General features: G+C 69.5%; 26 protein-coding genes and 6 pseudogenes. 16 read left to right on the forward strand and 16 right to left on the reverse strand.

Translation table 11 applies throughout. From position 1 onward, the window contains the following. Window positions 1–71: 71 nt before the first annotated feature. On the forward strand, window positions 72–338 hold the full coding sequence (locus JW592_RS12895; protein WP_209265179.1) for a hypothetical protein: 267 nt from the start codon (window positions 72–74) through the stop codon (window positions 336–338). Window positions 339–523: 185 nt separating this feature from the next. After that, window positions 524–831: pseudogene (locus tag JW592_RS33580) on the forward strand (mycothiol-dependent nitroreductase Rv2466c family protein). 62 nt (window positions 832–893) lie between these two features. On the opposite strand, the gene JW592_RS12900 reads toward JW592_RS33580, so the two are convergent. After that, complete coding sequence (locus JW592_RS12900) at window positions 894–1,454, reverse strand: NUDIX hydrolase (RefSeq protein ID WP_209265180.1); 561 nt, start codon at window positions 1,452–1,454, stop codon at window positions 894–896. A 291-nt stretch (window positions 1,455–1,745) separates the two neighbouring features. Between JW592_RS12900 and JW592_RS12905 the strand changes: the two genes are divergently transcribed. The 4 genes from JW592_RS12905 to JW592_RS12920 all read left to right on the forward strand — a co-directional run bounded on the left by JW592_RS12905 (window position 1,746) and on the right by JW592_RS12920 (window position 4,917). After that, window positions 1,746–2,426: a class I SAM-dependent methyltransferase gene (locus tag JW592_RS12905; RefSeq protein WP_229375884.1), complete on the forward strand. Its 681-nt coding sequence runs from the start codon at window positions 1,746–1,748 to the stop codon at window positions 2,424–2,426. Between the two features lie 196 nt (window positions 2,427–2,622). Continuing rightward, a complete protein-coding gene (locus JW592_RS12910) occupies window positions 2,623–3,231 on the forward strand; it encodes an NUDIX domain-containing protein (RefSeq protein WP_307805394.1) in 609 nt (202 codons plus the stop codon). Window positions 3,232–3,244: 13 nt separating this feature from the next. After that, window positions 3,245–4,645 (forward strand): phosphotransferase, encoded by a 1,401-nt coding sequence (locus JW592_RS12915; protein WP_209265181.1) that lies wholly within the window; start codon window positions 3,245–3,247, stop codon window positions 4,643–4,645. Between the two features lie 35 nt (window positions 4,646–4,680). Next, the gene (locus JW592_RS12920) at window positions 4,681–4,917 is read left to right on the forward strand and encodes a class I SAM-dependent methyltransferase (protein WP_209265182.1); all 237 of its coding nucleotides are present in this window, start codon (window positions 4,681–4,683) and stop codon (window positions 4,915–4,917) included. 153 nt (window positions 4,918–5,070) lie between these two features. Here JW592_RS12920 and JW592_RS12925 read toward each other — a convergent pair whose 3' ends face one another. From JW592_RS12925 to JW592_RS12950, 6 genes are all read right to left on the reverse strand, one after another. Further along, window positions 5,071–5,514 (reverse strand): hypothetical protein, encoded by a 444-nt coding sequence (locus JW592_RS12925; protein ID WP_209265183.1) that lies wholly within the window; start codon window positions 5,512–5,514, stop codon window positions 5,071–5,073. 12 nt (window positions 5,515–5,526) lie between these two features. Beyond that, entirely contained in the window at window positions 5,527–5,814 is a 288-nt protein-coding gene (locus JW592_RS12930) for a hypothetical protein (protein ID WP_209265184.1), read from the reverse strand. A 33-nt stretch (window positions 5,815–5,847) separates the two neighbouring features. After that, a complete protein-coding gene (locus JW592_RS12935; RefSeq protein ID WP_209265185.1) occupies window positions 5,848–7,389 on the reverse strand; it encodes a caspase, EACC1-associated type in 1,542 nt (513 codons plus the stop codon). Further along, complete coding sequence (locus JW592_RS12940) at window positions 7,382–7,771, reverse strand: effector-associated constant component EACC1 (protein ID WP_229375886.1); 390 nt, start codon at window positions 7,769–7,771, stop codon at window positions 7,382–7,384. Before JW592_RS12940 ends, JW592_RS12935 begins: the two co-directional genes overlap by 8 nt. Before the next feature lie 71 nt (window positions 7,772–7,842). Continuing rightward, window positions 7,843–8,058 carry a hypothetical protein gene (locus JW592_RS12945; RefSeq protein WP_209265186.1) on the reverse strand — a complete coding sequence of 72 codons (216 nt, stop codon included), beginning with the start codon at window positions 8,056–8,058 and terminating at the stop codon, window positions 7,843–7,845. Between the two features lie 595 nt (window positions 8,059–8,653). After that, window positions 8,654–9,505: a helix-turn-helix transcriptional regulator gene (locus JW592_RS12950; RefSeq protein ID WP_209265187.1), complete on the reverse strand. Its 852-nt coding sequence runs from the start codon at window positions 9,503–9,505 to the stop codon at window positions 8,654–8,656. Between the two features lie 86 nt (window positions 9,506–9,591). Between JW592_RS12950 and JW592_RS12955 the strand changes: the two genes are divergently transcribed. Then, complete coding sequence (locus JW592_RS12955; protein ID WP_209265188.1) at window positions 9,592–10,386, forward strand: SDR family NAD(P)-dependent oxidoreductase; 795 nt, start codon at window positions 9,592–9,594, stop codon at window positions 10,384–10,386. Between the two features lie 811 nt (window positions 10,387–11,197). On the opposite strand, the gene JW592_RS12960 is transcribed toward JW592_RS12955, so the two are convergent. The 4 genes and pseudogenes from JW592_RS12960 to JW592_RS32730 all read right to left on the reverse strand — a co-directional run. After that, window positions 11,198–13,051 carry a glycoside hydrolase family 15 protein gene (locus JW592_RS12960; protein ID WP_307805395.1) on the reverse strand — a complete coding sequence of 618 codons (1,854 nt, stop codon included), beginning with the start codon at window positions 13,049–13,051 and terminating at the stop codon, window positions 11,198–11,200. A 142-nt stretch (window positions 13,052–13,193) separates the two neighbouring features. After that, window positions 13,194–13,361, reverse strand: a complete 168-nt coding sequence (locus JW592_RS12965; protein WP_209265189.1) for a hypothetical protein — start codon at window positions 13,359–13,361, stop codon at window positions 13,194–13,196. A gap of 194 nt (window positions 13,362–13,555) precedes the next feature. Continuing rightward, a pseudogene (locus tag JW592_RS32725) lies at window positions 13,556–13,648 on the reverse strand (transcriptional regulator); the annotation flags it as partial. A gap of 27 nt (window positions 13,649–13,675) precedes the next feature. Further along, window positions 13,676–13,972, reverse strand: a pseudogene (locus JW592_RS32730) (Tn3 family transposase); the annotation flags it as partial. Window positions 13,973–14,026: 54 nt separating this feature from the next. Between JW592_RS32730 and JW592_RS12975 the strand changes: the two are divergent. Together JW592_RS12975 and JW592_RS12980 are read left to right on the forward strand one after the other, a co-directional pair. Then, window positions 14,027–14,230, forward strand: a complete 204-nt coding sequence (locus tag JW592_RS12975) for an immunoglobulin domain-containing protein (RefSeq protein ID WP_209265191.1) — start codon at window positions 14,027–14,029, stop codon at window positions 14,228–14,230. Window positions 14,231–14,237: 7 nt separating this feature from the next. Continuing rightward, window positions 14,238–14,624 (forward strand): hypothetical protein, encoded by a 387-nt coding sequence (locus JW592_RS12980; RefSeq protein ID WP_229375887.1) that lies wholly within the window; start codon window positions 14,238–14,240, stop codon window positions 14,622–14,624. Here the strand turns inward: JW592_RS12980 and JW592_RS12985 are convergent. After that, on the reverse strand, window positions 14,607–14,843 hold the full coding sequence (locus JW592_RS12985; protein ID WP_209265192.1) for a hypothetical protein: 237 nt from the start codon (window positions 14,841–14,843) through the stop codon (window positions 14,607–14,609). The genes JW592_RS12980 and JW592_RS12985 overlap by 18 nt on opposite strands. Window positions 14,844–15,248: 405 nt before the next feature. Then, window positions 15,249–15,806, reverse strand: a complete 558-nt coding sequence (locus JW592_RS12990; RefSeq protein ID WP_209265193.1) for a TetR/AcrR family transcriptional regulator — start codon at window positions 15,804–15,806, stop codon at window positions 15,249–15,251. 74 nt (window positions 15,807–15,880) lie between these two features. Between JW592_RS12990 and JW592_RS12995 the strand changes: the two genes are divergently transcribed. Next, entirely contained in the window at window positions 15,881–17,056 is a 1,176-nt protein-coding gene (locus tag JW592_RS12995; RefSeq protein ID WP_209265194.1) for an FAD-dependent monooxygenase, read from the forward strand. A 247-nt stretch (window positions 17,057–17,303) separates the two neighbouring features. Then, a pseudogene (locus JW592_RS13000) lies at window positions 17,304–17,500 on the forward strand (transposase); the annotation flags it as partial. A 54-nt stretch (window positions 17,501–17,554) separates the two neighbouring features. Here the strand turns inward: JW592_RS13000 and JW592_RS13005 are convergent. Further along, window positions 17,555–18,007, reverse strand: coding sequence for a bacteriocin immunity protein (locus JW592_RS13005; RefSeq protein ID WP_229375888.1), 453 nt, complete (start codon window positions 18,005–18,007; stop codon window positions 17,555–17,557). Window positions 18,008–18,249: 242 nt separating this feature from the next. On the opposite strand from JW592_RS13005, the pseudogene JW592_RS13010 reads away from it, so the two are divergent. Both JW592_RS13010 and JW592_RS13015 read left to right on the forward strand, forming a co-directional pair. Further along, a pseudogene (locus tag JW592_RS13010) lies at window positions 18,250–18,708 on the forward strand (transposase); the annotation flags it as partial. A gap of 122 nt (window positions 18,709–18,830) precedes the next feature. Beyond that, window positions 18,831–19,049: a hypothetical protein gene (locus JW592_RS13015; RefSeq protein ID WP_372446501.1), complete on the forward strand. Its 219-nt coding sequence runs from the start codon at window positions 18,831–18,833 to the stop codon at window positions 19,047–19,049. A gap of 653 nt (window positions 19,050–19,702) precedes the next feature. Here JW592_RS13015 and JW592_RS13020 read toward each other — a convergent pair. Continuing rightward, window positions 19,703–20,338, reverse strand: coding sequence for a TetR/AcrR family transcriptional regulator (locus tag JW592_RS13020; RefSeq protein WP_209265196.1), 636 nt, complete (start codon window positions 20,336–20,338; stop codon window positions 19,703–19,705). Window positions 20,339–20,483: 145 nt separating this feature from the next. On the opposite strand from JW592_RS13020, the gene JW592_RS13025 reads away from it, so the two are divergent. Continuing rightward, window positions 20,484–21,242 carry an SDR family NAD(P)-dependent oxidoreductase gene (locus tag JW592_RS13025; RefSeq protein ID WP_209265197.1) on the forward strand — a complete coding sequence of 253 codons (759 nt, stop codon included), beginning with the start codon at window positions 20,484–20,486 and terminating at the stop codon, window positions 21,240–21,242. Window positions 21,243–21,479: 237 nt separating this feature from the next. Here JW592_RS13025 and JW592_RS13030 read toward each other — a convergent pair. Then, window positions 21,480–21,797, reverse strand: a pseudogene (locus JW592_RS13030) (iron chelate uptake ABC transporter family permease subunit); the annotation flags it as partial. Between the two features lie 398 nt (window positions 21,798–22,195). Here JW592_RS13030 and uppS point away from each other — a divergent pair. Then, window positions 22,196–22,882 (forward strand): polyprenyl diphosphate synthase, encoded by a 687-nt coding sequence (gene uppS / locus JW592_RS13035; protein WP_229375890.1) that lies wholly within the window; start codon window positions 22,196–22,198, stop codon window positions 22,880–22,882. After that, window positions 22,879–24,348: an oxygenase MpaB family protein gene (locus JW592_RS13040; RefSeq protein WP_209265199.1), complete on the forward strand. Its 1,470-nt coding sequence runs from the start codon at window positions 22,879–22,881 to the stop codon at window positions 24,346–24,348. Before uppS ends, JW592_RS13040 begins: the two co-directional genes overlap by 4 nt. Window positions 24,349–24,354 lie beyond the last annotated feature (6 nt).

Genomic DNA, 24,354 nt, shown 5'->3' on the forward strand with positions numbered 1-24,354 from the left:
CGCGGTCGTCCGGAGAACACCCCCGATTTTGTCGGGCAGGATCTCCCGGCGATCGCAACGATGCTCGTGCCATGACCAACAGCAGCTCCACCCAGACGCCTTCCTCCCGGCCCCAGCAGTCCTACCCGACTCCCGCAGGCCCTGCTGCCGCGGCCCTGCTCCCTCTCCTGATCCTGCTCTTCGTCCTCGTCATCCTCATCATCGGAACCGGTCTGCTCTACGTGACGCTCGCGCACCCCTCGCTTGCGACCCCGCTCACAGTCGCGGTCGCCGGCGTGACTCTCCTCGTCACGATCGCGGGTGCGATCGCCGCCTTCCTCGCCGTCTCCAGGAGGTAGCTTCCCTGCGCGCAACCGGTCTGCTCTCTCCGCTGGTTGTGGACGGGCAGTGCCAATACACTTCCCACCGCTGTCCGCATGCCGCCCCTGCAGTCAGAGCACGGCAGTACGCTCGTTCCTCACGGTGACTAAGAGTGGGTTACGCATGGACGACGGCGCTCCGATCAACGTCAGCAGCCTCCTCAATGGGGACGACCCCATTGAGGAGGCCAGTGAACACGGGCCTGCCCGCCTCCCTGGCGTCGGCCGCCACGAGCACGGAGTTTGATCAGCTCATCAAGGACTCACACGACGAGGCGTTCAGCGAGGTCGGCCTTGACGTCGGGACGCCCGTTCTCCGCGTCGGCGGCACGGCTCTGTTCGGACCCGTCCTCAGGCAAGCCCCCGCGGTGAAGCTGCCGGACGGCTCTGGGACGGCCCGGTCATGGTCGCCGGGACGGACGGGTTCTTCGGACTCAAGCGAAGCCGGGACAGCAAGCCGTCCTTCGAATGAGCGAATCCGCACCGCGGCTGACGCGCCCCGGGCCCTCTGGCCGCTTCGACCGTGGGCCCGGGTCAGCCAGCCTGAGTCGGCGTGCTGATCGCTCGCGCGATGCGGGGCCCTACGAGGCGTTCGGCCAGATCCAGCGGGTACCAGCCGACGCCGGTCACCTCGGACTCCTGGATGCGCCCGATCTCGGCACCGGCCGTGGTGAAGGAGTACCCGATGTCCAGGTGGTAGTGCTCCGGCTCGTCCTTCTCGGGCCTGGCCGGCGCCTTGCCGTACTCGATGTAGGCGAGAGTCGGCGAGACGGGGAAGACCTGGCTGGGGTCGATGCCGGTCTCCTCCGTCAACTCGCGCACAATCGCGTCGATCAGCGTGGCGTCGGTCGGCTCAAGGTGACCTCCCGGCTGGAGAGTGATCCCGTACGCAAGGTGCTCGATGAGCAAGATCTCGGTGTCATCGCGGACGAGGAGCGCGCCAACGGTCACGTGCACGGTGAAACTGCGTCGGGAGGCAAAGTTCCGGCCTTGGCCCAGGAGCCGCAGCGGCTCGGACAACTGCTCGACCTCTTCCGGGTAACGCTCAAGGTAGGTGGCGAGGGCACCCGAGATGTCGGAATCACTGATCGCCACGGGCCACCTCCACACCGGCCCGAGAGCATAGGTCTCTGTGACCGATTGTTCGGGTGTGAACGACGAGAAGCGACACGATCAGCTCCATAGAAAGCGCGTGGCGTACGAGGGGGTTCGCAGCCGACAAGCGGGACCTGATCGGTGCGCCCCGACCCGCCCGTCAAGCCCGCCTCGCGACACCCGGCATCCCAACCACGAAGCGGGGTACTGACGTTGACACGAGACGCCCTTACCGGCTGAGACGAGGACGCCACCGCCGAGTCCTATGCCGCGTTCACCCGCGCCTTCCCCATGTATAGCTCCTCCAGCCGGGACCTCGCCCACCGCGCCCACCTCACCGACAGCCGCCTGATCGTGGACCTGTGCGGCGGTACCGGCGTGACTGCCGAGGCAATCCTCAGCCTGGCCCCGCCCGACGCCAGGGTCATCTCCCTCGACAGCGCTGCCGCCATGCAACGCATCGGACGTCGCACCATCAACGATCCCCGCCTGTCCTGGGCCGCCGCACCCGCCGAGGACCTGGCTATGCACGCCCCCGCCCACGCCGTCGACGCCGTGGTGTGCAACTCGGCCATCTGGAAAACCGACGTTCCCGCGGTGTTCGCCTCGGTCCACCGCGTCCTGCGGCCCGGCGGACGGTTCGTGTTCAACGTCGGGGGAGGACTCGCCAGCGTCACCCACCCCGACGGACAGACGGGCCACACCGGCCCCTCGCTCCGCTCCTTGATCCAGCAGATCGCCGCACGTGACTACGGCTATACCCCGCTACCGACGAACGGCGACAACCTGAAGTTGCCGCTCCCGGCCATCACCCACCATCTGGCCGACGTTGGGCTGCTGACATTGGTGGACACGGAGGTCACGGCCCCAGTACACCACCATGGCGGAGAGGAAGGCATGGCTGTCGATCCCGGTATTTGCCTGCCCCGACGGCGACTTCACCCACGAACAGCGGATGGAGATCCTGGATAAGGCGTACGCCCAGACCAGCCCCGCCGAAGTGACCGTGACGACTTGACTCGTCGTCGTCGCTCAGCCGCTGGCCGGCACTTCGTGACCGTCCCAGCCGCTCAACCTGCCCGCAGGCGCCCGCCGCCGTCCTTTGACCCGCGGTCGGAAGCGGCTCTCAGACAGTGCCGGGCGCGCGTTCCGCCACCAGGTGCCGCACGTGCGTGCGCATGCGGCACGGTCCTCGGGGAAAACGCTCTCCCATTCCTCGTCAAGGCTGATCCACACCGCCAGCTGGCCCCGGCGTCGCTGCCGTCGCCACCACGGTCCACCACCGCCACGTCGGAGCTGGCTTCCCCGGCAAAGAGGTGAGCGGGGGGCGCCGGAAGGAACCGAGCTCTACATTGTCGGTGTCCACCTGTACCTCCAGGACGAGCACGGCCGGATCCTCCTCGGCCTGCGCCACCCCGACTCCGCGTACGCACCGGCCACGTGGCACTTTTGGGCCGGCCACTGCGAGCGGGAGGCCGTGGTCGCCTGTCTGGTGAGGGAAGCGAAGGAGGAGGCCGGGCTGCTCATCGACCCCGGCGACGTCGGGTTCATGCACCTGGTCCACCTCATCGACTCACCGCGCGCGCTGCCGCGGATCCAGCTCGTCTTCCGGGCACGCTCCTGGTCCGGCACTCCGGAGGTGAATGAGCCCGACCGGTGCGTGGAGTGGCGGTGGTGGCAGCCGCAGAACCTCCCGGCCGTAGTTGTCCCCTACACCCGCACAGCGATCGACGGGATACTTGCCAGACGCCCGTACTCCCAGGTGGGCTGGGCTTAAGAAGGCGGACACAGTGAGCACGAGCGGCGTACAGCGCCATACCGAACCGGTCGACGTCCACTTGATCCTGCGCCGGGAGGCCGGCGGCGGGGCGGAGGTCCTCCTCTCCCGGCGCACCGGCGCGGTTTACGCGGCCGGGTTGTGGCACCTCCCCTCTGGCCACCTGGACGGTCCGCACGAGGACGTTGCCCAGGCTCTGGTGCGGGAGGCGCGGGAGGAGACCGGCGTGGTCATCGACCCGGGAGACGTCCGGGCGGTCGTGACCGTGCACCACCGCAGCCCCAGCGGCCATGCCCGGGTCGGCATCTTCTTCGAAGTCCGGCGCTGGGAAGGGGTGCCGCGTATCCAGGAGCCGCAGGTGTGCGATGCCATGGACTGGTTCCGCCTGGACGACCCGCTGCCAGGCCCGATGGTGGCGTACTGCCGCGCCGGACTGGACGCCTACCGCAGTGGCGCCCGGCTCGCGGTGCACTTTCAGCAGCCCTGCGACGCGATCGCCTATGTACCCGAGCAGGACCGCCTCCGCCTCATCCCCGCCGCCGGCCCCTCGCCCGAATGGGGCGATCCGGAGCCGCGGGTGCGGCGGTTCGCGGAGCAGGCGGTCGGACGCATTGCCCGGTGGGTGGATGCCTCCTGGGTCCGGGGCGGCAGCCGGGTATGGCGGGTGCGCGGCACGACGGGCGGAACGTGGTACGTGAAGGTCCACCAAAACGAGCGGTTCCACGAGCGGGAGGTGGGCGCCTACCGGACCTGGGTGCTCGGTCTCGGCGCGGCCGCGCCCCGGCTGGTGGCCGCCGACTCCCGGTTGCGGGCCGTGGTGGTCACCGCGGTGCCGGGCCGCCCGCTGCACGGCAGCGTGCACCCGCCCGAGGAACAGATGGGTCTCTTCCGCCGGATCGGCGCTCTCGCCGTGGCCATCCATCACAGCGCGCCCGCGCAACCCGCACCCGCCGGTGGGGACGTGCGGCTGGGGGAGGTCGAGCGGCACCTGTCCGGAGCACGTTCCCATCTCGGCCCGGGTGACGAGGACTTTCTCCGCTGCCTCGCGAAGCGCGCGGACCAAGTGCCTGCCCTGGAGCACGTGCCGACCCACGGGGACTTCCAGCTCCGCAACCTCCTGTGCGCCGAAGACGGCAGTCTCGCGGTGATCGACTTCGAGCGCAGCGAGCCCGGGCCCGCCATCCGGGACCTGGTACGTCTCTCCGACGCCTGGAACGGGCGGCCGGACCTGCACGACGCCTTCCTGGTCGGCTACGGCCGCAAGCTCACCCCGGCCGAAGAAGAACGCCTGGCCGTCGAGGCGGCCCTCGATGCCCTCTCCGGCATCCAGTACGGCGCCGCTCACGGCGACCCCGAACTGATTGAGCGCGGGCGCCGCACCCTGGCGCGCCTGCGCACCGACCAGCACCAGTGAAGACCCCCGTCCGCACCACCAACGAGGAGCGCACCGTGGCATACGACCGATCCGACTGGTCGCGGCACTACAACGAGGGCAAGGGCTTCCGGCCGCTGCGCAACGTGGAACGCGACCTGCTCGCCCGGCACACACCCGCCCCTGACGGAGCCGGGGCGCTGGAGATCGGCTGCGGCACGGGCGACCTCGCCGCCCACCTCGCCGAACGCGGTTCCGGCACAGCGCAAGGCCCGCCGCGAGTACGAGAACCGCGTCAGCACCCTCACGACTGACACCCAGCCCTGAGGGGACGCCTGCTACCGCACCAAGATCATCCCAAGGCTCCTTTTGGACTCACCTCGGCGACATCCCAGATACACACGGCCAATTCCCGGCACCCAGCCGTAGCTCGATCCGGTAGCGCGCCCGTCGGAGGGCGGTCGACGTCAGGGCCGGGTGCGGCGTTCGTGGAGGTCTGCGGCCGTGTCGAGGATGCGGTCGATACCGGCCGCGACGCCGGCGTCTGTGTTGGTCAGGTACCGCAGGATCGCCGCGCCGGCCCCGGACACCGCCGCGGGAGGCACTGGGAACGTGCGGAAGAGCAGTGGGAGTCCGTAGATCTCGCGGAGGATCTCCTCCACGACGAAAACGTTGACCGGTCGCCGCTCCCTGCGGTGTCGGGCTGCGACCTCGTCGCTGAACGCCACGATGTCCTCGATCCCGCACCGGTCGCCCAGCCGTGGCACGAGGAGCACGGCGGCTACGGAGACGAGGAAGTCGTTGAAGGCGATTCTGTCGTCCGGTGAGAGGGCGTCGTTGAGCGCCTTCGCCCTTCGGTCCTTGAGGACGAGGCATCTGACCTGGTCGCGGAACCGTGGTTCGACAGGCATGCCGGCCGCCTTCTACTCGACGTGGGTGAAACTCATGAGGACGTCGAGCACGGCGTCCTCGAACGACTCGTGTCTGCCCACCTCGTCCAGTCGGAAGAGTCCGGTGTTCCGTACGACGGCGAAGGCCGACCACAGTCCCAGGTGGTGGTCCACCCGTCCGGCGTGGAACGTCTCCCCGCCGTCTTCGAGGACGACGCCGACGATCTCCTCGCCGGGGCGCGCGTCCGGCTGCGGCCGAAGCGAGAACCGGTGGCGTTCGAGGGACTGCCGGAGTTCCGTACTGACTTCGGGAATCGTCATGTCTCCCTACCTTGTCCTGGGTCACGGTTCGGGTCACTGCGCCGCGCGAAGGAGTCCGGCAGCATGGTCGCGGAGCCTCCCCGGACCGACGGCCTCGTAGTAGTCGCGCGCCGTGCGCGCGAGGTTCGCTCTGGGTGGCAGCAGAGCGAGGAAGTCGACGAGGACGCGCTCTTGTTCCGTGTCGTCGAGGGTGGCCCACTCACCGTGAGGTCCGCCGCAGGCGTCGAGGAGGACGTCGAGGCACTGGGCGGTTGCCAGCGGTTCGCTGCCGTCCCAGTTGGCCAGCCATCGTTGTCGTAACGCCTCGGCGGCGAGACCGGAGAGAGTGGGCGCCGCGGGCGCCGGGCGCGCGGGTTCCGGCTCCTCCTCACTCCTCGCGTCCGCGGGCTCGCGGGACGTGTCGATCCCGAGGCGGATGCGTTGCCGGAGTCCGATCAGCCGCTCCTGGGCCGCGCCGTTGCCCCGGCGCGCGGCGAGGTCGTACCAGTACACGGCCTGGGCCGCGTCGTTGTACTGCTCCTCGTAGAGCTGTCCGAGGTGCAGCGGACCGACCGGGTCGCCGGCTTCCGATGCCTTCGAGTACCACTGCGTGGCCTCCAAGAGTTTCGCCTTGTGGACAGGTCCTGGCTCGACACCCTGCATTCTCGCCTGGACCCGGCCTTCGGCGATCTGCCCGAGCCGGTTCATCGAGGGGGCGTGTCCGGCTTCGGCCGCCGCCCGGTACAGCGCGGCGATCACCGGCAGCCGCTCGACTCCCTCCTTGGTCTCACGGCGGTACGCCTCGTGGAAGACGGTGTCAGGGTCGGCGCCGGGTTCGGGCGGGGCGTCGGGGGCGTTGTTGCGGGCGAACACCCAGCCGGCGGCGTGATCCTCGATGCGGCGGCCGGGCTCGGGTCTGCCGTCCTCAACCAGTTGGTCGGCGACCACGCCGAAGATATGGTCGAAGGTGAGACCGGCCGGTCCGCCAGGGATGCCCTCCTGCACCGTCCGAACGAGGGCCTTGGTGAAGTACGTCTGGGCGCCGATGACTTCTTCCGTCTCGTGCCAGGATGCCTCGAAGGCGCTGCTGCTCATCAGTACGTAGGCGCCGGACACCGGGGGCAGGCGGGTGGCGGAGAGGCGACCGTATTCCTCCGTGGCGAGCCCCGCGTAGCAGCAGTCGAGCACCGCGATTTTGACCGCGGCTCTGCTGGCCCGGAACGCGTCCCGCACCGCCTCGAACGACAAGCCTGTGGCGGCCGTGAAGTTGGGATCGGTTCGGGTGTCGCCCACGGCGAGACACAGCCGCTCGCGGTGGTCGTAGATCCCGTGTCCGACGTAGTAGAAGAGCGCGACGTCGGTGGCTTGAAGGAACGTCTCGATGAGTTCGACATGGGTCGTGCCGAGGGTGGGGCGGTTGTTGAGCAGCTTGATGGAATCGCGAGGCCACGAGCCGCACACCGGGTCCTGCAGCAGTTCCCGCATCCGGTGGTAACTGCGTCCGACCGCGGGGACGTCGTCGAAGTCCCGGTAGTCCCAGGTGCCCATGAGGACCGCACGTGACCGGGAGTAGTCCCGGTTCGCCAGGTTAGTCATCGCCGAGCAGGCGGTCGGTGATCTCGATGGCGTGCTCGGGGTTTGGAAGGTTCTTGCCGTCGAAGGTCACGGATCGGTCGCCCCGGGTGATCGTTACGCTCACGGACGATCGTCTGGATCTGATGAACGCTGGCAGGGTGCGGATCACGACGGTGAGCACTGCTGCGGACGGCACGAGCAGGTGCAGCGTCTCGGCGACGCCCAGCTTGCCATCCTCCGGGCCGGAGCGACGCCGGTTGACGGTCGCGTCCGGGATCGTGCTGAGGCGGCGGAACAGCGGACCGACGCTGGCCGGCTCGGAGACTGTCACCGCACAGACGAACGATACTTCGGCGGCATCCGGGGCGGTGTCGGAATGCTGCGCAGAGATCGGTTCGCTCATCGGGGTCCCCAGGTCGATGGTCTGCTCGGCTCGGCTCGGTCTCCGTGGGGGGCGTGCGTGTCCTCAGATCCTCAGACCTCCACCCGCCGGACCAAGTTGTAGTACAGCGAGATGTCCTCGGGACCGTGCAGGCGAATGTCCTCGCCGTCGCCGCTCACCGCGCAGACCCACCCGGGCGGAGTGGAGTGATTGGGCTCGGCGAGGGTGAAGGGACCTTGCCCGTTAATGGCCCACACGGTGCTGCCGAGGCCCACGGTGTGACCGTCCTTGGTTCGGTAGGTAGCCATGCAGCAGTCCTACCACCGCTCCTGCCTGTGCGTGGGCCCTTTCACAGAACGCCCCTACAGGCTGACCGAAAGTCGTGCCTTTCCACTTACGCGGTGTGGACGCACGGCCTGTCCATCGGAACAACCCAGCATGCCGCATGCGACAGAACGGACGGCGATCCTCCTGTGCTGGGGCGATGGGTGTTCTCGTCTAGGCAATGAGGGAGCTGGCTGCCGCGTCGGCCGCACCTCCGCCCCCCAGCAGCGTCAGGAAGTGCTGCACGGCCGCGGCGAGCTGGAGGGCGACGCTGGGGAAGGCCATGGGTTCCGGGTGCGGTCGCCCGCGGTGCCGTAGCGGGCGACGTAAGCCCGCATCAGGTTGAGCGGCCGCGACACGGCCTCGTTCCACCGGGGTCGGTGAGTTCGGCGAAGCTCATCGCCGTGTCCCCGTACTCGATGTCCAGGCGGAAGGTGCGCCGTACGGGTTGACGTTGGACGAGAACAGCGCGGTCAGGCCGCACCGGTCCTCGCCACTCAGCTTCTTCACCCAGGCCCGCTCGGACACTCCCGCGTGTCGCGCAGTCGGCGATGGTGTTCGCGGTGGCTGGCTGTGGCGCTACGGCGTGTAGTGACTGGCCTGTGCTCCCAGGACGTTCAGCAGGGCGAGGGCCTCGGCACTGGGAGATCCCGGCGTCGCGGTGTAGAGCACGAGGTACTGGTCCCGGTCGGGAAGAGTGAGGGTGTCGCAGTCGACGGTGACCTCCCCGACGGCTGGGTGGCGGAAAGTCTTCGTGAGCATCGGCGCGGTCTGTACGTCGTGCCGTTCCCATAGGCGGGCGAAGTCGGGGCTGACATCGCGGAGTTCGCCGACGAGTCCGATCACCGCGGGATCGGTGGGGTAGCGGGCGAGGGTGGCGCGGAGCTGCATCACGACGCCCAGCCGGAAATCGGCGGTATCGGAGAGCCCGTAGAGCGTCGCGTCGGTCGTCTGCGGCCCGGGGAAGGCCCGGCGCGCGAGGTTGCGGTCCTTGGCTGCGAGAGGGGCGAAGTCCTCCATGAGCGCGGCCGCGAGTTCGTTCCATGCGAGGACCTCGAACGCGGCGGACATCACGAAGCCGGCCGTCTGCGGCAGTCGTTCCAGGAGCGTGAGGATGCTGGGGCGGACGTCACGCCGGTGCAGTCCGGTGCGGTTCGGCGCGGTGCCCGCGAGGACGTGGAGGTGGTCGGACTCTGCGTCGGTGAGCCGCAGCGCTCCCGCGATCGCGGCCAGGACGTCGCCCGAGGGGCGTGGCGCCCTGCCCTGCTCGAGGCGGATGTAGTACTCGGTGGAGATGTGCGCGAGGACCGCTACTTCCTCGCGGCGCAGACCTGGTGTGCGCCGTCGCGGGCCGGAGGGGAGGCCGACGTCCTGTGGGCGGAGCCGCTCGCGGCGGCTGCGGAGGAATGCCCCGAGCTCCTGTTTGTCCATACGTCCAGTGTGCGCGGGGTGCGGCGGCGGATCCTGGTACAGCCTGTGCCTGTATCCGGCCGGCAGCCGGCCGGACGCTGGCTGTCATGACGAACAACACGAACACCACCGACAGCGCATCCATCGGCCTGCTCACCGGCAAGGTCATCTTCATCACCGGCGCCAGCCGCGGCATCGGGGCGGCCGCCGCCCGGCTCTTCGCCTCCGAGGGCGCCACCGTCGTGCTCGCCGCCCGCAGCACCGACGCCCTCGAGCGCATCGTGAAGGAGATCCGCGCCGACGGCCACGTCGCTGACGCCGTCACCCTGGACCTCGCCGACCCCGCGAGCATCCGCGCCGCAGTCGACCGCGTCGAATCGCTTCACGGACGGCTGGATGGCGCCTTCAACAACGGCGCGGTCCCCCAGCGGCAGTTCGGCCCGGTCGAGACCACCAGCGACGAGGACATCGACGAGCAGTTCGCCGTGAACTTCCGTTCGCACTGGACTGCCATGACAGCCGAGGCCGCGCTCATGCGACGGAACGACGGCGGGGTGATCGTCAACACCTCCAGCATCGGCAGCCGCCGCGCGAACCCCGCCCTGCCCGCCTACGGCGCCATGAAACGCGCGCTCAACAGCCTCACCGAGACCGCCGCGGTGAACTGGGCCGGTGACCGTATCCGGGTCAACGCCATCACCCCCGGCGGCACCTCAACCGAGATGATCGACACCTGGGAGGCAGCGACTCCCGGCATCGTCGAGCAGATGACCACGGCGATCCCGCTCGGTCAGATGGCGGAGCCCCGGCAGATCGCCGAGGCGGCCGCGTGGCTGCTCAGCGACCGCGCCTCGTACGTCACCGGCGCGATACTGCCGGTCGACGGCGGTGCCGGTGCCTGAAAAGAGTGGCCCGGGTCCCGATCCGCGCTCCAGGCCGTGTCGACAACGCCCGGACCGCGTCGACAGCCCCCCGGGGGGGCGTGTTTGGAACGTTGAACAAGGTCACGGGACGCTCTCGGTATGGCGCGTGGAGACTTGACGGACGAGCAATGGCCCCGGCCGGCAGTGACGTTGCCGCCTTGTCGAGGACGAGCCGTACGCCTCGGGACGGTCGCCATGCCTTCAACGCGATGCGGTGGCGGGCCCGCACGGGCCGGAGTGTCCTGGGCCTGTGCGGCGCGAGCGGCGTTGCTCCGGATCGCCTCTGGGACACCGCGCCCTGCTGGCACAGGTCTCCGATTCCGGGCCTCCTGCCGATCGAGATGCCCACGCGGATCGACACCGACCCGGCGCCGCGTCATCGCGCGAGGGCGCCTCCTGGCAGCTCCGTCCCCGGCCACCGTGGCCGGGGAAGCCGGAACGCGGTGCGGCACGCACGACGAATCAGTCACCCTCGCGGCCGCAGTCGGCGGCGGCCAAACGCATGGCTAGCGGCGGGTACTTCGAGGGCGCCGGAATCCAGTCAGCGGCGAACGAGTGCCGCATCGCAGACCTCATGGCCCTCATCCGAGCGACCGCTGACGCGACGGGCAAGGACGAGTACGACGTGCGTGTCGCGATCGACTGGACCGGCTCGGAGCCGCTGACCACCTTGACGGAGGGCGACTTCGGCCGGTCCTACGAGACGATTCCTCCACCGCTGCGCACCTGCCGAGAACGTCGTGAACCCGACCGAACCGGTTCCCGGCACCCGGAGACCGGAGTCCGGCGCTCACGCCTCCGGAGCGGACGGCGGGGACGAGGACGGTGCGGCTGCGGCACGGTCGAGTGCGGCTGCGGCACCGACCAGGCCCACATGGCTGAACGCCTGCGGAAAGTTACCCAGCAGTTCGCCGATACGCGGATCGACCTCCTCGGCCAGCAGCCCGAGATCATTGGCATATCCGGTTACGCGGTCGAACAGCCGTGCCGCCTGTCCGGTACGCCCGGCGTGCGCCAGGGCGGAGACGAGCCAGTACGAGCAGAGGACGAAGGCGCCCTCACGGCCGCTGAGCCCGTCGGCGTTGTGCTGGTCCTGCGCCTCGTAGCGCAGCACCAGCCCCGTGTCGGTGAGCTCGCCCGCGATGGCGTCGATGGTGGCGAGCATCCGGGGCTCGGTCGCGGGCAGGAAGCCGTACAGCGGCATGAGCAAGGCGGCGGCGTCCAGCTGATCGGAACCGAACGCCTGGGTGTAGGCGCCTCGCCGACGGCTCCAGCCTTCCCACAGCACGGCCCCCCGTACGCGGTCCCGCTCGGCGGCCCAGGCACTGATGCGGGCGTACCGACCGAGGCGCGGAGCAAGCTTTACCGCACGGTCCAGGGCGACCCAGCACAGCACCTTCGAGGAAAGGTGGTGCCGCGGCTGCCCGCGCATCTCCCACATGCCTGCGTCCGCCTCCCGCCAGCGGCGTGCGGCGGCGTTCGCGAGGTCGGCCGCAAAGCGCTGGATCTCCGGGTGCAGCTCGCCCAGCCGCTCCCGGTACAGATGGAGTGCGTTCAGCAGCTCTCCGTAAACGTCCAACTGGGTCTGCGACCACGCCGCGTTGCCGGCGCGTACCGGCCGGGAGTCGCGCCAGCCGCGCAGATGGGGCAGCTCGCGCTCGGACAGGTCGTGGGCGCCGCCCACTCCGTACATGATCTGGAGCGAGGAGGTGTCGTCGGCTGCTCCGCCGGCCGCACTGGTCATGAAGGACACGAAATCGGTGGCCTCGTCGGGGCAGGCTCCCAGATAGAGCGCCTCCAGGGTGAGGCTGGCGTCCCGGATCCAGGCGTAGCGGTAGTCCCAGTTGCGCTCGCCGCCCACCGTTTCGGGGAGCGAGGTGGTGGGCGCGGCCACGATGGCACCGGTGGGCCGGTAGGTCAGGCCCTTGAGCACCCGGGAGGAGAATCGCACTTGTTCGTGGTGTGGCCCCTGGTAGATGTCGTGATCGGCCTCCCAGGACCGCCATGCCTCGACGGTTTCCCTGATTCTTCCGGACACCCGCTCGGGCGGTGTGGGCTCCGGCGGAGCTTCGCCAGCAGGCGTCCACACCATCGCGAGTGCGACGTGCTGACCGGCAGACACCCGTGCCCGCGCCCGGGCACAGGCGCGGCCTGCCCGCAGCGGTACGGCTGTGCCGACAGCGATCTGGTTCGGCCCGCCGAACGTGCGCACTCCCCGCCCGGTCTCCCGTAGCAGTGGCCGGACCAGGCCGTACTCGGGGCGTGGCACCAGCTCGATGTCGAAGTCGACCTCGCCGGCGATCCCTTCCACCTCGCGGAGAAGTTCATGGGGTGGCCGCAGACCCACGGTGTGCCCGCTCTCCCCCTCCCCTACCGCCAGTGCGTCCCGCAGCCGGGCCACCCCGGTCGCGGTGGTGAACTCCGTCTCGATCACCAGCGATCCCGGCAGATAGCGACGGCGGACGTCGAAGGCACCCACCGGCGTGAGAGCGAAGTGACCGCCGCCCGGATCGAGGAGGCGGGCGAACAGCGCAGGGCTGTCGTAGCGGGGCATACACAGCCAGTCGACAGATCCGCGCCGGTCGACCAGTGCCGCGGAGTTGCCGTCGGCGAGCATTCCGTACTCTGCGATCGGCGTGGACACGAGTGCATCACTCCTGCCGTATGTCTTCGCGTCGCTCCCCTGCCGGATGTGTGACACGCAGCGTGGACACCGCCCGGGGCGACCGTGCACTGCCGCCGGCGCTCCGCACTGCCCATGGGCGTGCCCTTGCCGTAGCCGACTCTCATGAAGCCGGCCCCTCCAGGCTGAAGCCATCGGCTGAGCCGCGCATCCGCGGACGGACCCGGCCCGTCATCGGCTTGGCGACCGCCCCCACGACCACGCCGTGGATCAGCGTGATGTGCATGGACGTCATCCCCAGGGCACGGCCGCGCATCATGAGAGCTGTCATCACGGCTGTTCCTGCGGGTCCAGCGAGAAGTGCCGGGCCAACTGCGAACTCCTGTAACACCCCCTTCCCCGGTGTTACGTGCACAGGAGCCCTCCTGTGTCTGCTCCGGAGCCCGGAGGGGTGTCGCTGACTGTTGCCTCTGACATCGAGGTGCTGGCCCGGTTCGGTAGTGCGCTCGCTGACCCGACGCGCACATCGGCACAGGTCCGGTCGGTCTCGACGGCGACCACGGCGGTGCGCAGGTCGTCCAGCGCATGGCCGAGGCGTTCGTCGGCCAGCTCGTAGTGAGGGCCAGGCCGGTCGCGTGCAGTGCCGTGCATGGTCTTGTCGATGCGGCCGTACTCGGCGAACGCCGCCCCAGCGGGGTGGGGGTGGCCCTCGCGGCCGAACATCCGCAGCAGGTCGTAGGCGCGGACCCGGTTGGTGATGAGCGAACCGGCAACCTGGCGCATGTCCGGCCAGTGCGTGACGACCTTCTTGAGGTTCGCCTTGTTACAGGCCACGGCCTGAAGTGGCCCGTACCCGGGGCCGGCTCCTCACCGCCGGCAGATCGGCCCGCCAGAACCGCTGGTCGTCCAGGTCGCGAAGCGCGGGGCGAAGCGGAAGCCGAGTGAGCCCGCACCCTGCTGCGGACCAGTCAGGCCCGCGGCAGGGTCCCCACGCGCATGCAGCCACTCGACCAGCCCGGCTACGTCCGCAGCATCGTTGAAGCCCGCGACCCGCAGCTCGCTGAGCGCACCGCCTACCAGCTGGCCGTGCTCACCAGCGGCAGCGAACCGACTGAACCTGAGCCGACCAGCGACGGCACCTACAGCGTGTGGAGTTACGCGACCAGAAGCAGGAACCAAGCCGCGGGAATTCCCGGATAGCATCAACATGGATTCCGAGATGGATTCCGACGCAAGCGGCGGCGAAGCAACGCGCAGCGCTACGCTGAGGTTGGCATTCGGACAGCAGCAGCATGAGGAGGTCGGCGCCGTGAGCGACCAGCCGTGGACCATCGAGCGCATCCGCGATGCCCTCCGCGACCCCGACCTGGCGCAACGCTTCATGGGTGAGATCAACACAGCACCGGCCCACCACCTGCTCCACGTCTTCGCCAGGTGGGAGCTCATCGCGAAGAACCGGCAGGCGGCGTTCACCGAAAACCAGGAGATCATCGCCCGGGAGCAGCGAGGTGAAGGCCCCGCCGAAGGGTCCATCGACGTCACCGAGCGGATCCTCGAGGAAGCTGCCCGAATCCGGTCACGCGGCGCCGCCTGATCTGACAATCTTTACGGGGTGTACCAGCTCCGTCACTACAACGCGGCCGTCACCGCAGTCTGGGACAGCCTCCCCGACAACGCCAGGGACGAGCTCAACCTCGCCCTCTTCGAAATCATCGAAGACCCCTACGGCGCCACCCGACCGGTCCACGACCGCCCCGAAGACGTCGAGCGTACCCTCACCCTCCAGCACACCACCATCACCCGCGCCGCCCATCCAACGCGTCTACCTCCGCACCATCGACCTCATCGCCTGAACCCGACGGGCCCCCGCCGCGGCCAGGGGCCCGGGGCTACCAAACCCGTCAGGTGGAGAGGCGCAACTATCAGCTGGACCAGCCCAACCCAGGCGGCTGAGGGAAGGGTCCAATATTGGACCCTCCGCACACGAGGAGGGTCCAATACCGGACCCTGGGGCGTCGGCCGGTGGGTCTGTACCGGGCCCCGCCGCGGCTGGCGCACCCCTGACCGGCGCGCAGGAGCCCCTCGAGGACCTGGAGCTGTCTCCGGGCGGTGACAACGCCGACAGGGACGGTGGCCGTCACCGGCAGCGGGGTCGGGGCGGCGGGTCACTGCACCGCCCACCAGCTACCCCGTCAGCGCCGGGTTGCTTCGGCGGGGCTCAACGCAGGGCGGCGGCGACCAGACCTTCGAGGGCCTCGCGCGGCACTTCGCCGCCGCTCACAAGCCGGTCGAAGACCAGTCCGTCGAGGCAGGTCAGCAGCGTGTGCGTGCGGTTCTCGACATCAGTCACGCCGTGCTCGGCGAGGAACCGCCGGACGGCCTCCCGGCCGGCGTTCTCGCGAGGTACGAGGATTTCGCGCAGCTCCGGGTCGCGCGCGCTCTCAACGACGCAGGCGTAGCGGGCGAGTGAGCGGCGGCGGCCCTCGCCAGTGAGACGCTGTCGGGTGAGCAGCGACATGCCGTCCACGAGTTCCTCGGCGGTGCGGAGGGGTGGGAGCTGTTCGGCCGTCGACTGCAGTTCCGCTTGGTCGAGTTGGACAAGGCGCATGACGAGTGCGGTGAGCAGCGCGGTGCGGGTGCGGAAGTATGCCGAGGTGGTGCCGGATGGCAGGGCCGCTTTGCGGTCGACCGCGCGGTGGGTCAGACCGCGGATGCCTTCGTCGGCGAGTACGTCGAGGGCCGCGTCCGCGAGGAGAGCGCGCCGATCTGTAGTCATGGTTCCTTTTCTACACCTGTAGTACCTCAGGTAGGGTCACCTTTCTACAGATGTAGAAGGACTGAGGGTTCGCCATGGGCAACACAGCAGTGGTCGTCGGAGGGGGCATCGGCGGGCTGGCCGCCGCGATCGGTCTGCGCCGCATCGGCTGGCAGGTGACGCTGGTCGAGCGCGCGCCGATGTTGGATGACGCGGGGGCGGGCATCTCGCTGGCCGCCAACGGCCTTCGGGCCCTGGACGGACTCGGCGTCGGCGAGGCGGTGCGGGAGGCGTCGCGAGGCCAGTACAGCGGCGGGACCCGCACGCCGAAGGGCGGTTGGCTGACCCGGATGGACGGCGCGGAGCTGGAGAAGGCGGTGGGCACGCCGATCATGGGCATCCCCCGCTCCACCTTGCACCGGCTGCTGCGCGAGGCCCTGCCCGCTGAGACACTGCTGATCGGCTCCGAGGCCAGTTCGGTTGAGCAGATCAGCCCTGGCAAGGTTCGCGTCGGCTGCGGCGGCACGGTGCTGGAAGCCGATCTGGCGGTGGCGGCCGACGGCATCGGCAGCAAGGTCCGCAGCCTGCTCTTCCCAGCCCATCCCGGCCCGGTCCACAGCGGCTCGACCGTACTGCGTGCCATCACCGGGCAAGCGGTCCACCTACACACCGACTTCGAGCTGACCTGGGGGCGCGGCACCGAGTTCGGGCACATCGCATTCCCTGACGGGCGCGCCGAGTGGCACGCGGTCCTCAACCTCCCCGCTGGAACGCGGTTCGCCGACCCTCTGGCCGAACTACGCCGACGATTCCACAACTGGCACGACCCGATCCCCGCCCTGCTCGATGCGACCCAGACCCATGCCGTGCTGCACCACGACGTCAACGAACTCGGCATGCCGCTCCCCTCGTACGCCGTCGGCCGGATAGCGCTGCTGGGCGACGCAGCGCACGCGATGACCCCGAACCTGGGGCAGGGTGCCTGCCAGGCACTCGAGGACGCGGTCACCCTTGCCGCCGCACTCGCCACCGCGCCCACCGTCGAAGCGGCGCTTGCCCGGTACGACGCCGAGCGCCGCCCGCGCAGCCAGGCAGTCGCACGGGCCGCCCGGCAGGCTGGGCGGATGGGCCAGCAACTCTCTCACCCACTGACCGTGGCCTTGCGGAACATGGCGATGCGGATGACACCCTCCCGTGTCGCAACACGCATGATCCTGCGGCATCACGCCTGGGTCCCACCCCAGTTGTTCCAGGACGCCGGCCTACGCTGATGCCGCGGGAGCCGGTGGGATCAGCGGCTGCTCATGCGGTGCGTCCCGCCCGTTCGCTGGCCAGGCGCTGGAGGGCGCGGACCCGGTGACGTCCCAGGCTCGCGTCGGTCTCTGGTCGTGTTGGTCATTGAGGGTTTTGCGGTAGAGGTTTTCGGGCTCGGGCAACGCACGGCGGAACAGCTCCCTCATACGTGCCAGTCGGCCTGAGCCCGAAGAGCGGTCCCGCCGCGCCCGAAGGCTCCTCGTCATGCACCGACGCCGCTACCCCTCGGACACCACGAACGTCGAATGGGCGCTGATCGAACCGCTGCTGCCCACCCCAGCCTGCGAGACCAGCAAGGGCGGCCGACCGGACCCCCTCCCCGCGAGATCGTCGACGCCATCCGCTACGTCGTCGATACGGGCTGCGAGTGGCGTGCCCTGCCCGCTGGCTTCCCGCCCTTTCTGTGGAATCCGAGTCCTGGTGTCAACCCTCTGGGGGACTCTTGGCTCAGCTGGTCACAATGGGATCGCGCGGTAGCTCAGTGCCGCATCGGTGATCGTCTCGGCGGAGGCGTCCTGCAGTCCGGCTGGAGGATGGAAGATCAGGTCAGCTGCCCGCGGATGGGGCACGTTGACTTCAAAAACCCGCAGGTAGTAGTCGGCCTCGGAGCCGGTGCCCAAGATCCTGCAGACGATCTCGACGAGCTCGCCGCGCGTGATGTCGGGCACCTTCGGCCATGGCGGCCGTGCGGCTTCCCGGGCGAAGTCCTCCAGGTCGCGCCATCCGTAGTACTCGGCGAAGTCGAGCATCGTGTACTCGTGCCCGGTCTTCTTGTTGAAGGCGGCGACGGCCTCTTCAGCGGGGCCGCCGCGAGCGATCAAGTCGGAGATGCGCTCGATCTCATCGCACATCTCGTCGAGCTGTTGTTGGGTCACGGGCGGTGGCAGCAGCTCCGAGCGTAGGTCCATGCCTCGCATTATGCGTAGACGATCAGACCGTGTGCTCTGGGAGCCGGGTGTCGGTAACCAGGGTCTGGAGTCTTAGCGGATCGTCTCTGGCTCTGACGGCCCTTGGCGAACGTCGATGACCGGCAGGAGCGTCGCGGTGGACGGGAGCCCGATCTCTCGTGGGGTCAGCCCGGCAGGAGTGGGGATGTCGACGAGCCGCTCCAGGAGCTGGTCGAGGGCGGCGCGTTCGTCGTCGGTGAGGGGATGCCGGCCAGCGTCTTCGGCGCAAGCGCCACCTGGTCGTCGATATCCGCAGACTCCCACTCATGGTCACGGTCGCCCCCGCCGACCTGCCCGACGCCGCCGCGGCGAAGGAAATCCTCTTCGGCCTCCACTTGATGCATCCCGAGATCACGATCGTGTGGGCCGACTCCGCTTACGCCGGCAAGTTCGTCGACTGGACGAAACAGCACCTCAACCTCACCATCAAGCCAGTCAGCCGTCCCAAGGACGCTTCCGGCTTCGTCGTGCTGCCCCGTCGCTGGGTCGTCGAACGCAGTCTTGCGTGGATGGTGCACGCTCGCCGCCACGCGAGGGACTACGAACGGCTCATCCAGCACTCCGAGACCCTGATCACCTGGGCGGCCATCACCCTCATGACCAGGCGCCTCGCTCGGAAAGGGGCCGCCCCCAGCTGGCGGAGGCAACCCGCGTCGGCCGACATCTGACAGTGCCACTTCCACGCTGGCGTGCCAAAGCAGCCGAAGCCACCACGGACGCCGATCGCCGCACCCTCAGCCGTCTCGCCGGCCGTCGCATCGTCCGCACAGGATTCACTCTGATCATGCCCCAATGGGGCGGCTGGACCAGCGACCTCGAACAGTCCGCCGAGCTCTTCGGCCGCTACTACCCCGAGCGCGTCGAGCAAATGCGTGTCGCCGCGGCCGTTGGTCACGCACCGTCGCCTGATCCGGTGGTGCTCGGGATGCTCATCACCGACCTCGGCCCGTGGCTCGCAGCCGAATACACAGCCGTGCACGGCGAGAAGGCCCCGCGTCCCTGACAGGCAGCGCCGGGCCGTTCCCACCTACGCAGCCATCAGCGGAGCGAGGACCGGCGCCACGCTCGCCGAACCGCAGTGCCCACAGTGCCACCGGAGGGTACGGGCCGCCGGGGTGAGGCGCGGGCTGGTAGGCGCCGACCGGGCGGGCGGCCATGGTCGGGGCTGCAGCCAGGGCGTCAGCGGGCTGTGGGGGCGGCAACACGGAAGGCCGGGGCGTCTCCTGCACGGTTACCGGTGCCGTTCCGGCTGGCGGAACGGCAGCGCCCGGAGCGGCGGTCTGCGTCGGGAGTGGGTCCTTCACGGGTACGGGGGCTACAGCCCACGGGGTGATGTCGGCCACCACGGCGGCCGGTAGCCAGTCGCCGGGGCGCCGCAGCTGGGTGTCGCCGGAGGCCGTCCGGCACATGTGCAGGATGTCGTCGAGCTCCGGCCGGTCCCCCGGTGCCTTGGCCAGGCAGCGGGTCACCAGTTCCCGCAGTTCGTCCGGGAGGTTCGGTCGAGACCCGCTTGTAGACCAGGTTCGCCACTCGGGGCCCCTTCCGTACGGAGGATCGGACCCAACCTTCGTCAAACGATTGTTGCCGGCAGGTATCACGGGTGAAGGTGTCGCGGTCCTTGGCATTGCGCGTCAGTGTGGAAATTCCGGCTTCGGGTCAGGCCGACGGGTCGGGGGTGTATCTGGCGAGCATGGTCTGGACGGCCTCTTCGACGGCGTTGTGGATGTCGGAGGCTGCGGGGTTCCAGCCGGTCAGCAGCATGCGGGGCCACAGGACGTAGTTAGCGATCATGCCGAGGAACTGGTTCGCGGCACTCTCGGCGTCGGGCACATCAGCGTTGCCCGCCTCGTGCTCGGATTCCAAGTAGTGCTGGACGGAGGCGAAGTAGGGCAGTTTGCCGAGCTGGAACTGCATCCGTCCCAGCTCGGGGAAACGAGGCAGTTCGGCGATGACGATCCGGAACAGACCTGCCATGCGGGGCTGGCCGATCAGGTCGGCGTAGCGGTGGCCGATGGCTGTCAGCCCGGAGCGCAGATCTCCCGCCTGGGGCCGCGCGGCGGTATCGCCGGCGTCGCGCTGCCAGGACTCGGTGACGATGGCCTCGAAGAGGGCCGCCTTGGTGGGGAACTGCTTGAACAGGGTGGACTTCGAGACCCCGGCCGCTTCGGCGATCCGTGCGAGGGAAGTGCCGTCGTAGCCGCGGTCCAAGAACAGTTCTGTGGCCGCGGAGGTGATCGCCTCGCGCTTCTGCTGGGCGAGCCTGCGGTGATGCGCGGTGAGTTCTGCTGCCATGCGGAGAGTATGCCGCAGCCCCGAGGCGAGTCACTTGACTCGCCTCGGGGGGCCGCTTACGGTGCACAAGCAAGGCGAGTCGAGTGACTCGCATCTGATCTGCGGCACCTCGGCGCATCCTGGTTGCCGCACGGTGGAGGAATTCATGACAGTCGACAAGATCGCTTTGGTGACCGGTGCGAATCGCGGCCTCGGGCGCAGCGCGGCCATCGCCCTGGCAACACGCGGGGTGCGGGTCGTGGTCACCCACCGCGGTGATGCGGCCGGGGCTGAGAAGACGGTGGAACAGGTGCAGGCCGTGGGTGGGACTGCCGCTGTTCTCCGGCTCGACATCAGCGACGTCTCCTCCTTCGCGTCCTTCACCTCCGAACTGGGCGCGCAGCTCGAGCGCTGGGGTACTTCGCGGCTCGACATCCTGGTCAACAACGCGGGAGTGGGAGTCTTCGGGCCGCTGGAGACTGTCACGATCGACGACTTCGAAACGGTGATGGGCACCAACGTCCGGGGCACGTTCTTCCTCATCCAGTCGCTCGTGCCGCTGCTGTCCCAGGGCGGTCGGGTCATCAACGTCTCGACGTCACTGACCCGCCACACCAGCCCCGCCACCTCGGTCTACTCCGCATCGAAGGCCGCCGTCGAAGCTCTGAGCCGCACCCTCGCCGCAGAACTCGGACCTCGCGGCATCCGGGTCAACTCCATCGCCCCGGGGCCGACCGCCACCGACTTCAACGGCGGAGCGATGCGGGACGACGCCGGAATGCGCCAGGTTCTGGCAGGACAGACCGCGCTCGGCCGCGTCGGCGAACCTGAGGAGATCGGTGACGCCATCGCCACGCTGGCCTCCGAGGGACTGCGCTGGGTCACCGCCCAGCGCATCGAGGTCTCCGGCGGCGCCCTCCTGTGACGCCGGGCGACGGCCGGTAGGGAAGCAGGCCGTGACGGCCCCAACTCACTCCGAGCCGACCGACTCGTCCTCATCCTCGTCCAGCTCTGGCGCATCAGCACGCCCTGGAACACCAGCCGGTCCGGGTGCCGCTTGCGCCCGGGGTACCGGGTCCGCCGCTCCACCTTCGGATAGCAGCGGCTCGATCACCGCCCACAGCTCGTCATCGACTTTCCACGGCTTCGGCCGCGCCACCCTGCCGATCACGGCGGTCATCAGGCCGGCGCCGAGCTGGGACGGTGCGATCACGGTTCGGCCCACCAAGTCGGCGGCGCAGACGAGGGTGGCGCCGAGGAGCATGGCGACCGGAACCACTCGGGCGTGCTGCCGGCCCACGAGGGCACGGGCGGCGTGCGGTGCCATGAGTCCCACAAAGCCGATCGTGCCGGCGGCTGCCACAGCGGTGGCGGTGAGCAGGACGCTCAGGGCGAGGAAGCCGAGGCGCCCGCGTTCCAGGTGCAGCCCGAGTAGCTTGGGGGTGTCCTCGTCGAGTGACACCCGGTCGAGTTCCGTGCGCCAGGCTCCACGATCCGGCCATGGGGCGACGGGGGCGGCCGAGGCGGATGAGGTTGTTCGTGGTCACCGGAGAATGCTGCCGATGCGGCAGGGAATCGGACATCTGAGCCAAGGGTGACAGTCCCCCGTTCGACCGGCCAGGACCCCTCCGCGCTGTCAGACTCCTGAGGAGAACGCCCGGTGGGGGGGTGGTCATGTGCGGTACGGGGTGGGCGTGAGCGAGCACGGCAGGGCCGACCGTGCCGTTCCGGGCGAGTCGAGGCTGGGTGTGACGGACCACGGCGTCAACCGTGCACGCGCAGGCGACGGGGGGCCGGCCGGTGGGGCGACAGTACGGCGATCAGCAGAGGCAGGACGACGGGCCGGCGCTTGCGGTGCCGCGGCACGTAGCCTGCGTGATGGACGGCAACGGCCGCTGGGCTCAGCGGCGTTCGCTTCCCCGAACGGCGGGCCATCGGGCTGCGGAGAGCACCGTCATCGACATCATCGAGGCGGCCCGGGCGGCCGGAGTCGAATGGCTCAGCCTGTACGCGTTCTCCACCGAGAACTGGAACCGTCCCGGCACCGAGGTCGACTATCTGATGCGTTTGGTCCGCCGGGTTGTGCGCAAGCATGCGCCGCTGCTGCTCGCGCGCGGCATCCGCTGCCGCTTCCTGGGGGCCGCAGACCCGCGCATCCCCCGCGAACTGGCCCAGGACTTCGACGATCTGACGACGCTGACCGCCGGCAACCTGGGGATGACGCTCACCGTCGCCTTCGACCACGGCGGACGCCGAGACATCGTCGAGGCCGCCAGGTCGCTGATCCGCAACGAGATACCCGCCGATGATGTGACCGAGCGGCTCTTCGCGGACCACCTGCCGTTCCCCGACACCCCCGACGTCGACCTCGTGATCCGTACCTCCGGCGAGCAGCGCATCTCCAACTTCATGCTCTGGCAGGTCGCCTACGCCGAGTGGGTCTTCCCCGAGGCGCACTGGCCGGACTTCCGGGCCCCTGACTTTCTCGCCTGCCTGCACGCCTACCGGCACCGTGACCGCCGCTTCGGCGGCGTGCCGCCCCAGACGAACGGAGACCCGTCATGACGACTGGAACCACGGGAACGGCCGACGAGGCACCCCTGTTGGGGCCGGAATCGCAATTCCGCGCCTTCTTCGACGACCCGCGCTGGGCGCTTGCCATCATCCGCGCCACCGTGCTGGAGGCCGCCCACCCGCAGATCGGTGCCGCCCTCGCCGACAACTCCACCTTCGTCGCTCATCCCTGGCGTCGGCTGCGCAACACCTTCCTCAGCATGCGGCGCATGCTCGACGCCGACCCAGCAGTACGCGAACGGGAGGCCGCCCGTCTCAACAGGCTGCACGCCCGCATGAGCGGCTCCGACTCCCGCGGCCGCGCCTACGACGCCATGGACCGCGCGACCCGCGCCTGGGTGGTGGCCACGCTCTACGAGAGCGCCGTCACCATGTGCCGGTTGAGCGGTCAGCCGCTCGACCAGGACACCATGGAGCACGTGTACGCCGAGTACCGCGCCTTCCTCGCCGCGCTCGACGGCGACGCCGGGGAACTCCCCGAGGACCTGAACGACTTCTGGCGGTACTTCGACAGGGTCGTCGAGGACGAGCTGGAGAACACCGAGGCAGCCCGCATCATCCTCTACCGGCTCTTCGACCACCTGCCCGCCCCGGCACTGCTCGACGGCGCGCCGACGCTGTGGGCGGTCGGCCGGGCCGTCGTCGGACCGCTCCTCGGCTCGATCACCGTCGCCTCGCTTCCCGAGCCGTACCGGCGCAGGGCCGGCCTGCCCGAGATGCCCGGCGCCACGACCCTCATGCAGGGCGCCTACCTCGCCGCCGGACTCACCCGTTTCCTGCCCGAGGGCTGGGTCAATGCCGAAACCATCATCGAAGCCCTCTCCCTCTCGCCCGACAGCGACGACCCCCGCGCCAGGACCGTGACCGCACTGCGCGCCCGCATGAAGCGGGCATCGGCCCTGCTCCGCCTCCTCACACCATCGAGCGGTGGCACCGGCACCGAACCGGTCCCGGCCGCCCCGACGGCCACCGGAGAGGGCCGGCGCTCGGCGGAGGAGTTCTTCCGTCAGGTGCTGGACCAGACCGGCGACGGCCACCTCGACTGGCCTGACCTCGCCGCCATGGCGCGCGAACTGGCCACCCGCCTGGACCTGGACGAACCCGAGGAGACGCGGCTCTACGACGCCTTCGCCGCCTGGTGGCGCGAGCTCCAGGCCGCCCTCGACACGGACGGCGACGGCCGTGTCAGCGCCGACGAGTACGCCGCCGCCGTGCCCTCCCTCGCCGGTCACGCGCTCATCCGCGTCGCCGAGGTGCTCTTCGACGCCACCGACAAGGACGGCAGCGGGACCATCGACGCGGACGAGTACCGGGCGCTCTTCCGCACCGCCTTCCACCGCGACCTCACCACCACCGACGGCACCTACGGCCGCAGCGCCTTCGTGGGCGACTTCCTTTCCTTCATGTCGGGTCGCCGCAGGAACACCCCGTACGACCCCGTTCTCACTGACGCCTGACCGCAT

Source organism: Streptomyces spirodelae, assembly GCF_017676385.1.
In the GTDB taxonomy this organism is placed as follows: Bacteria; Actinomycetota; Actinomycetes; order Streptomycetales; family Streptomycetaceae; genus Streptomyces; species Streptomyces spirodelae.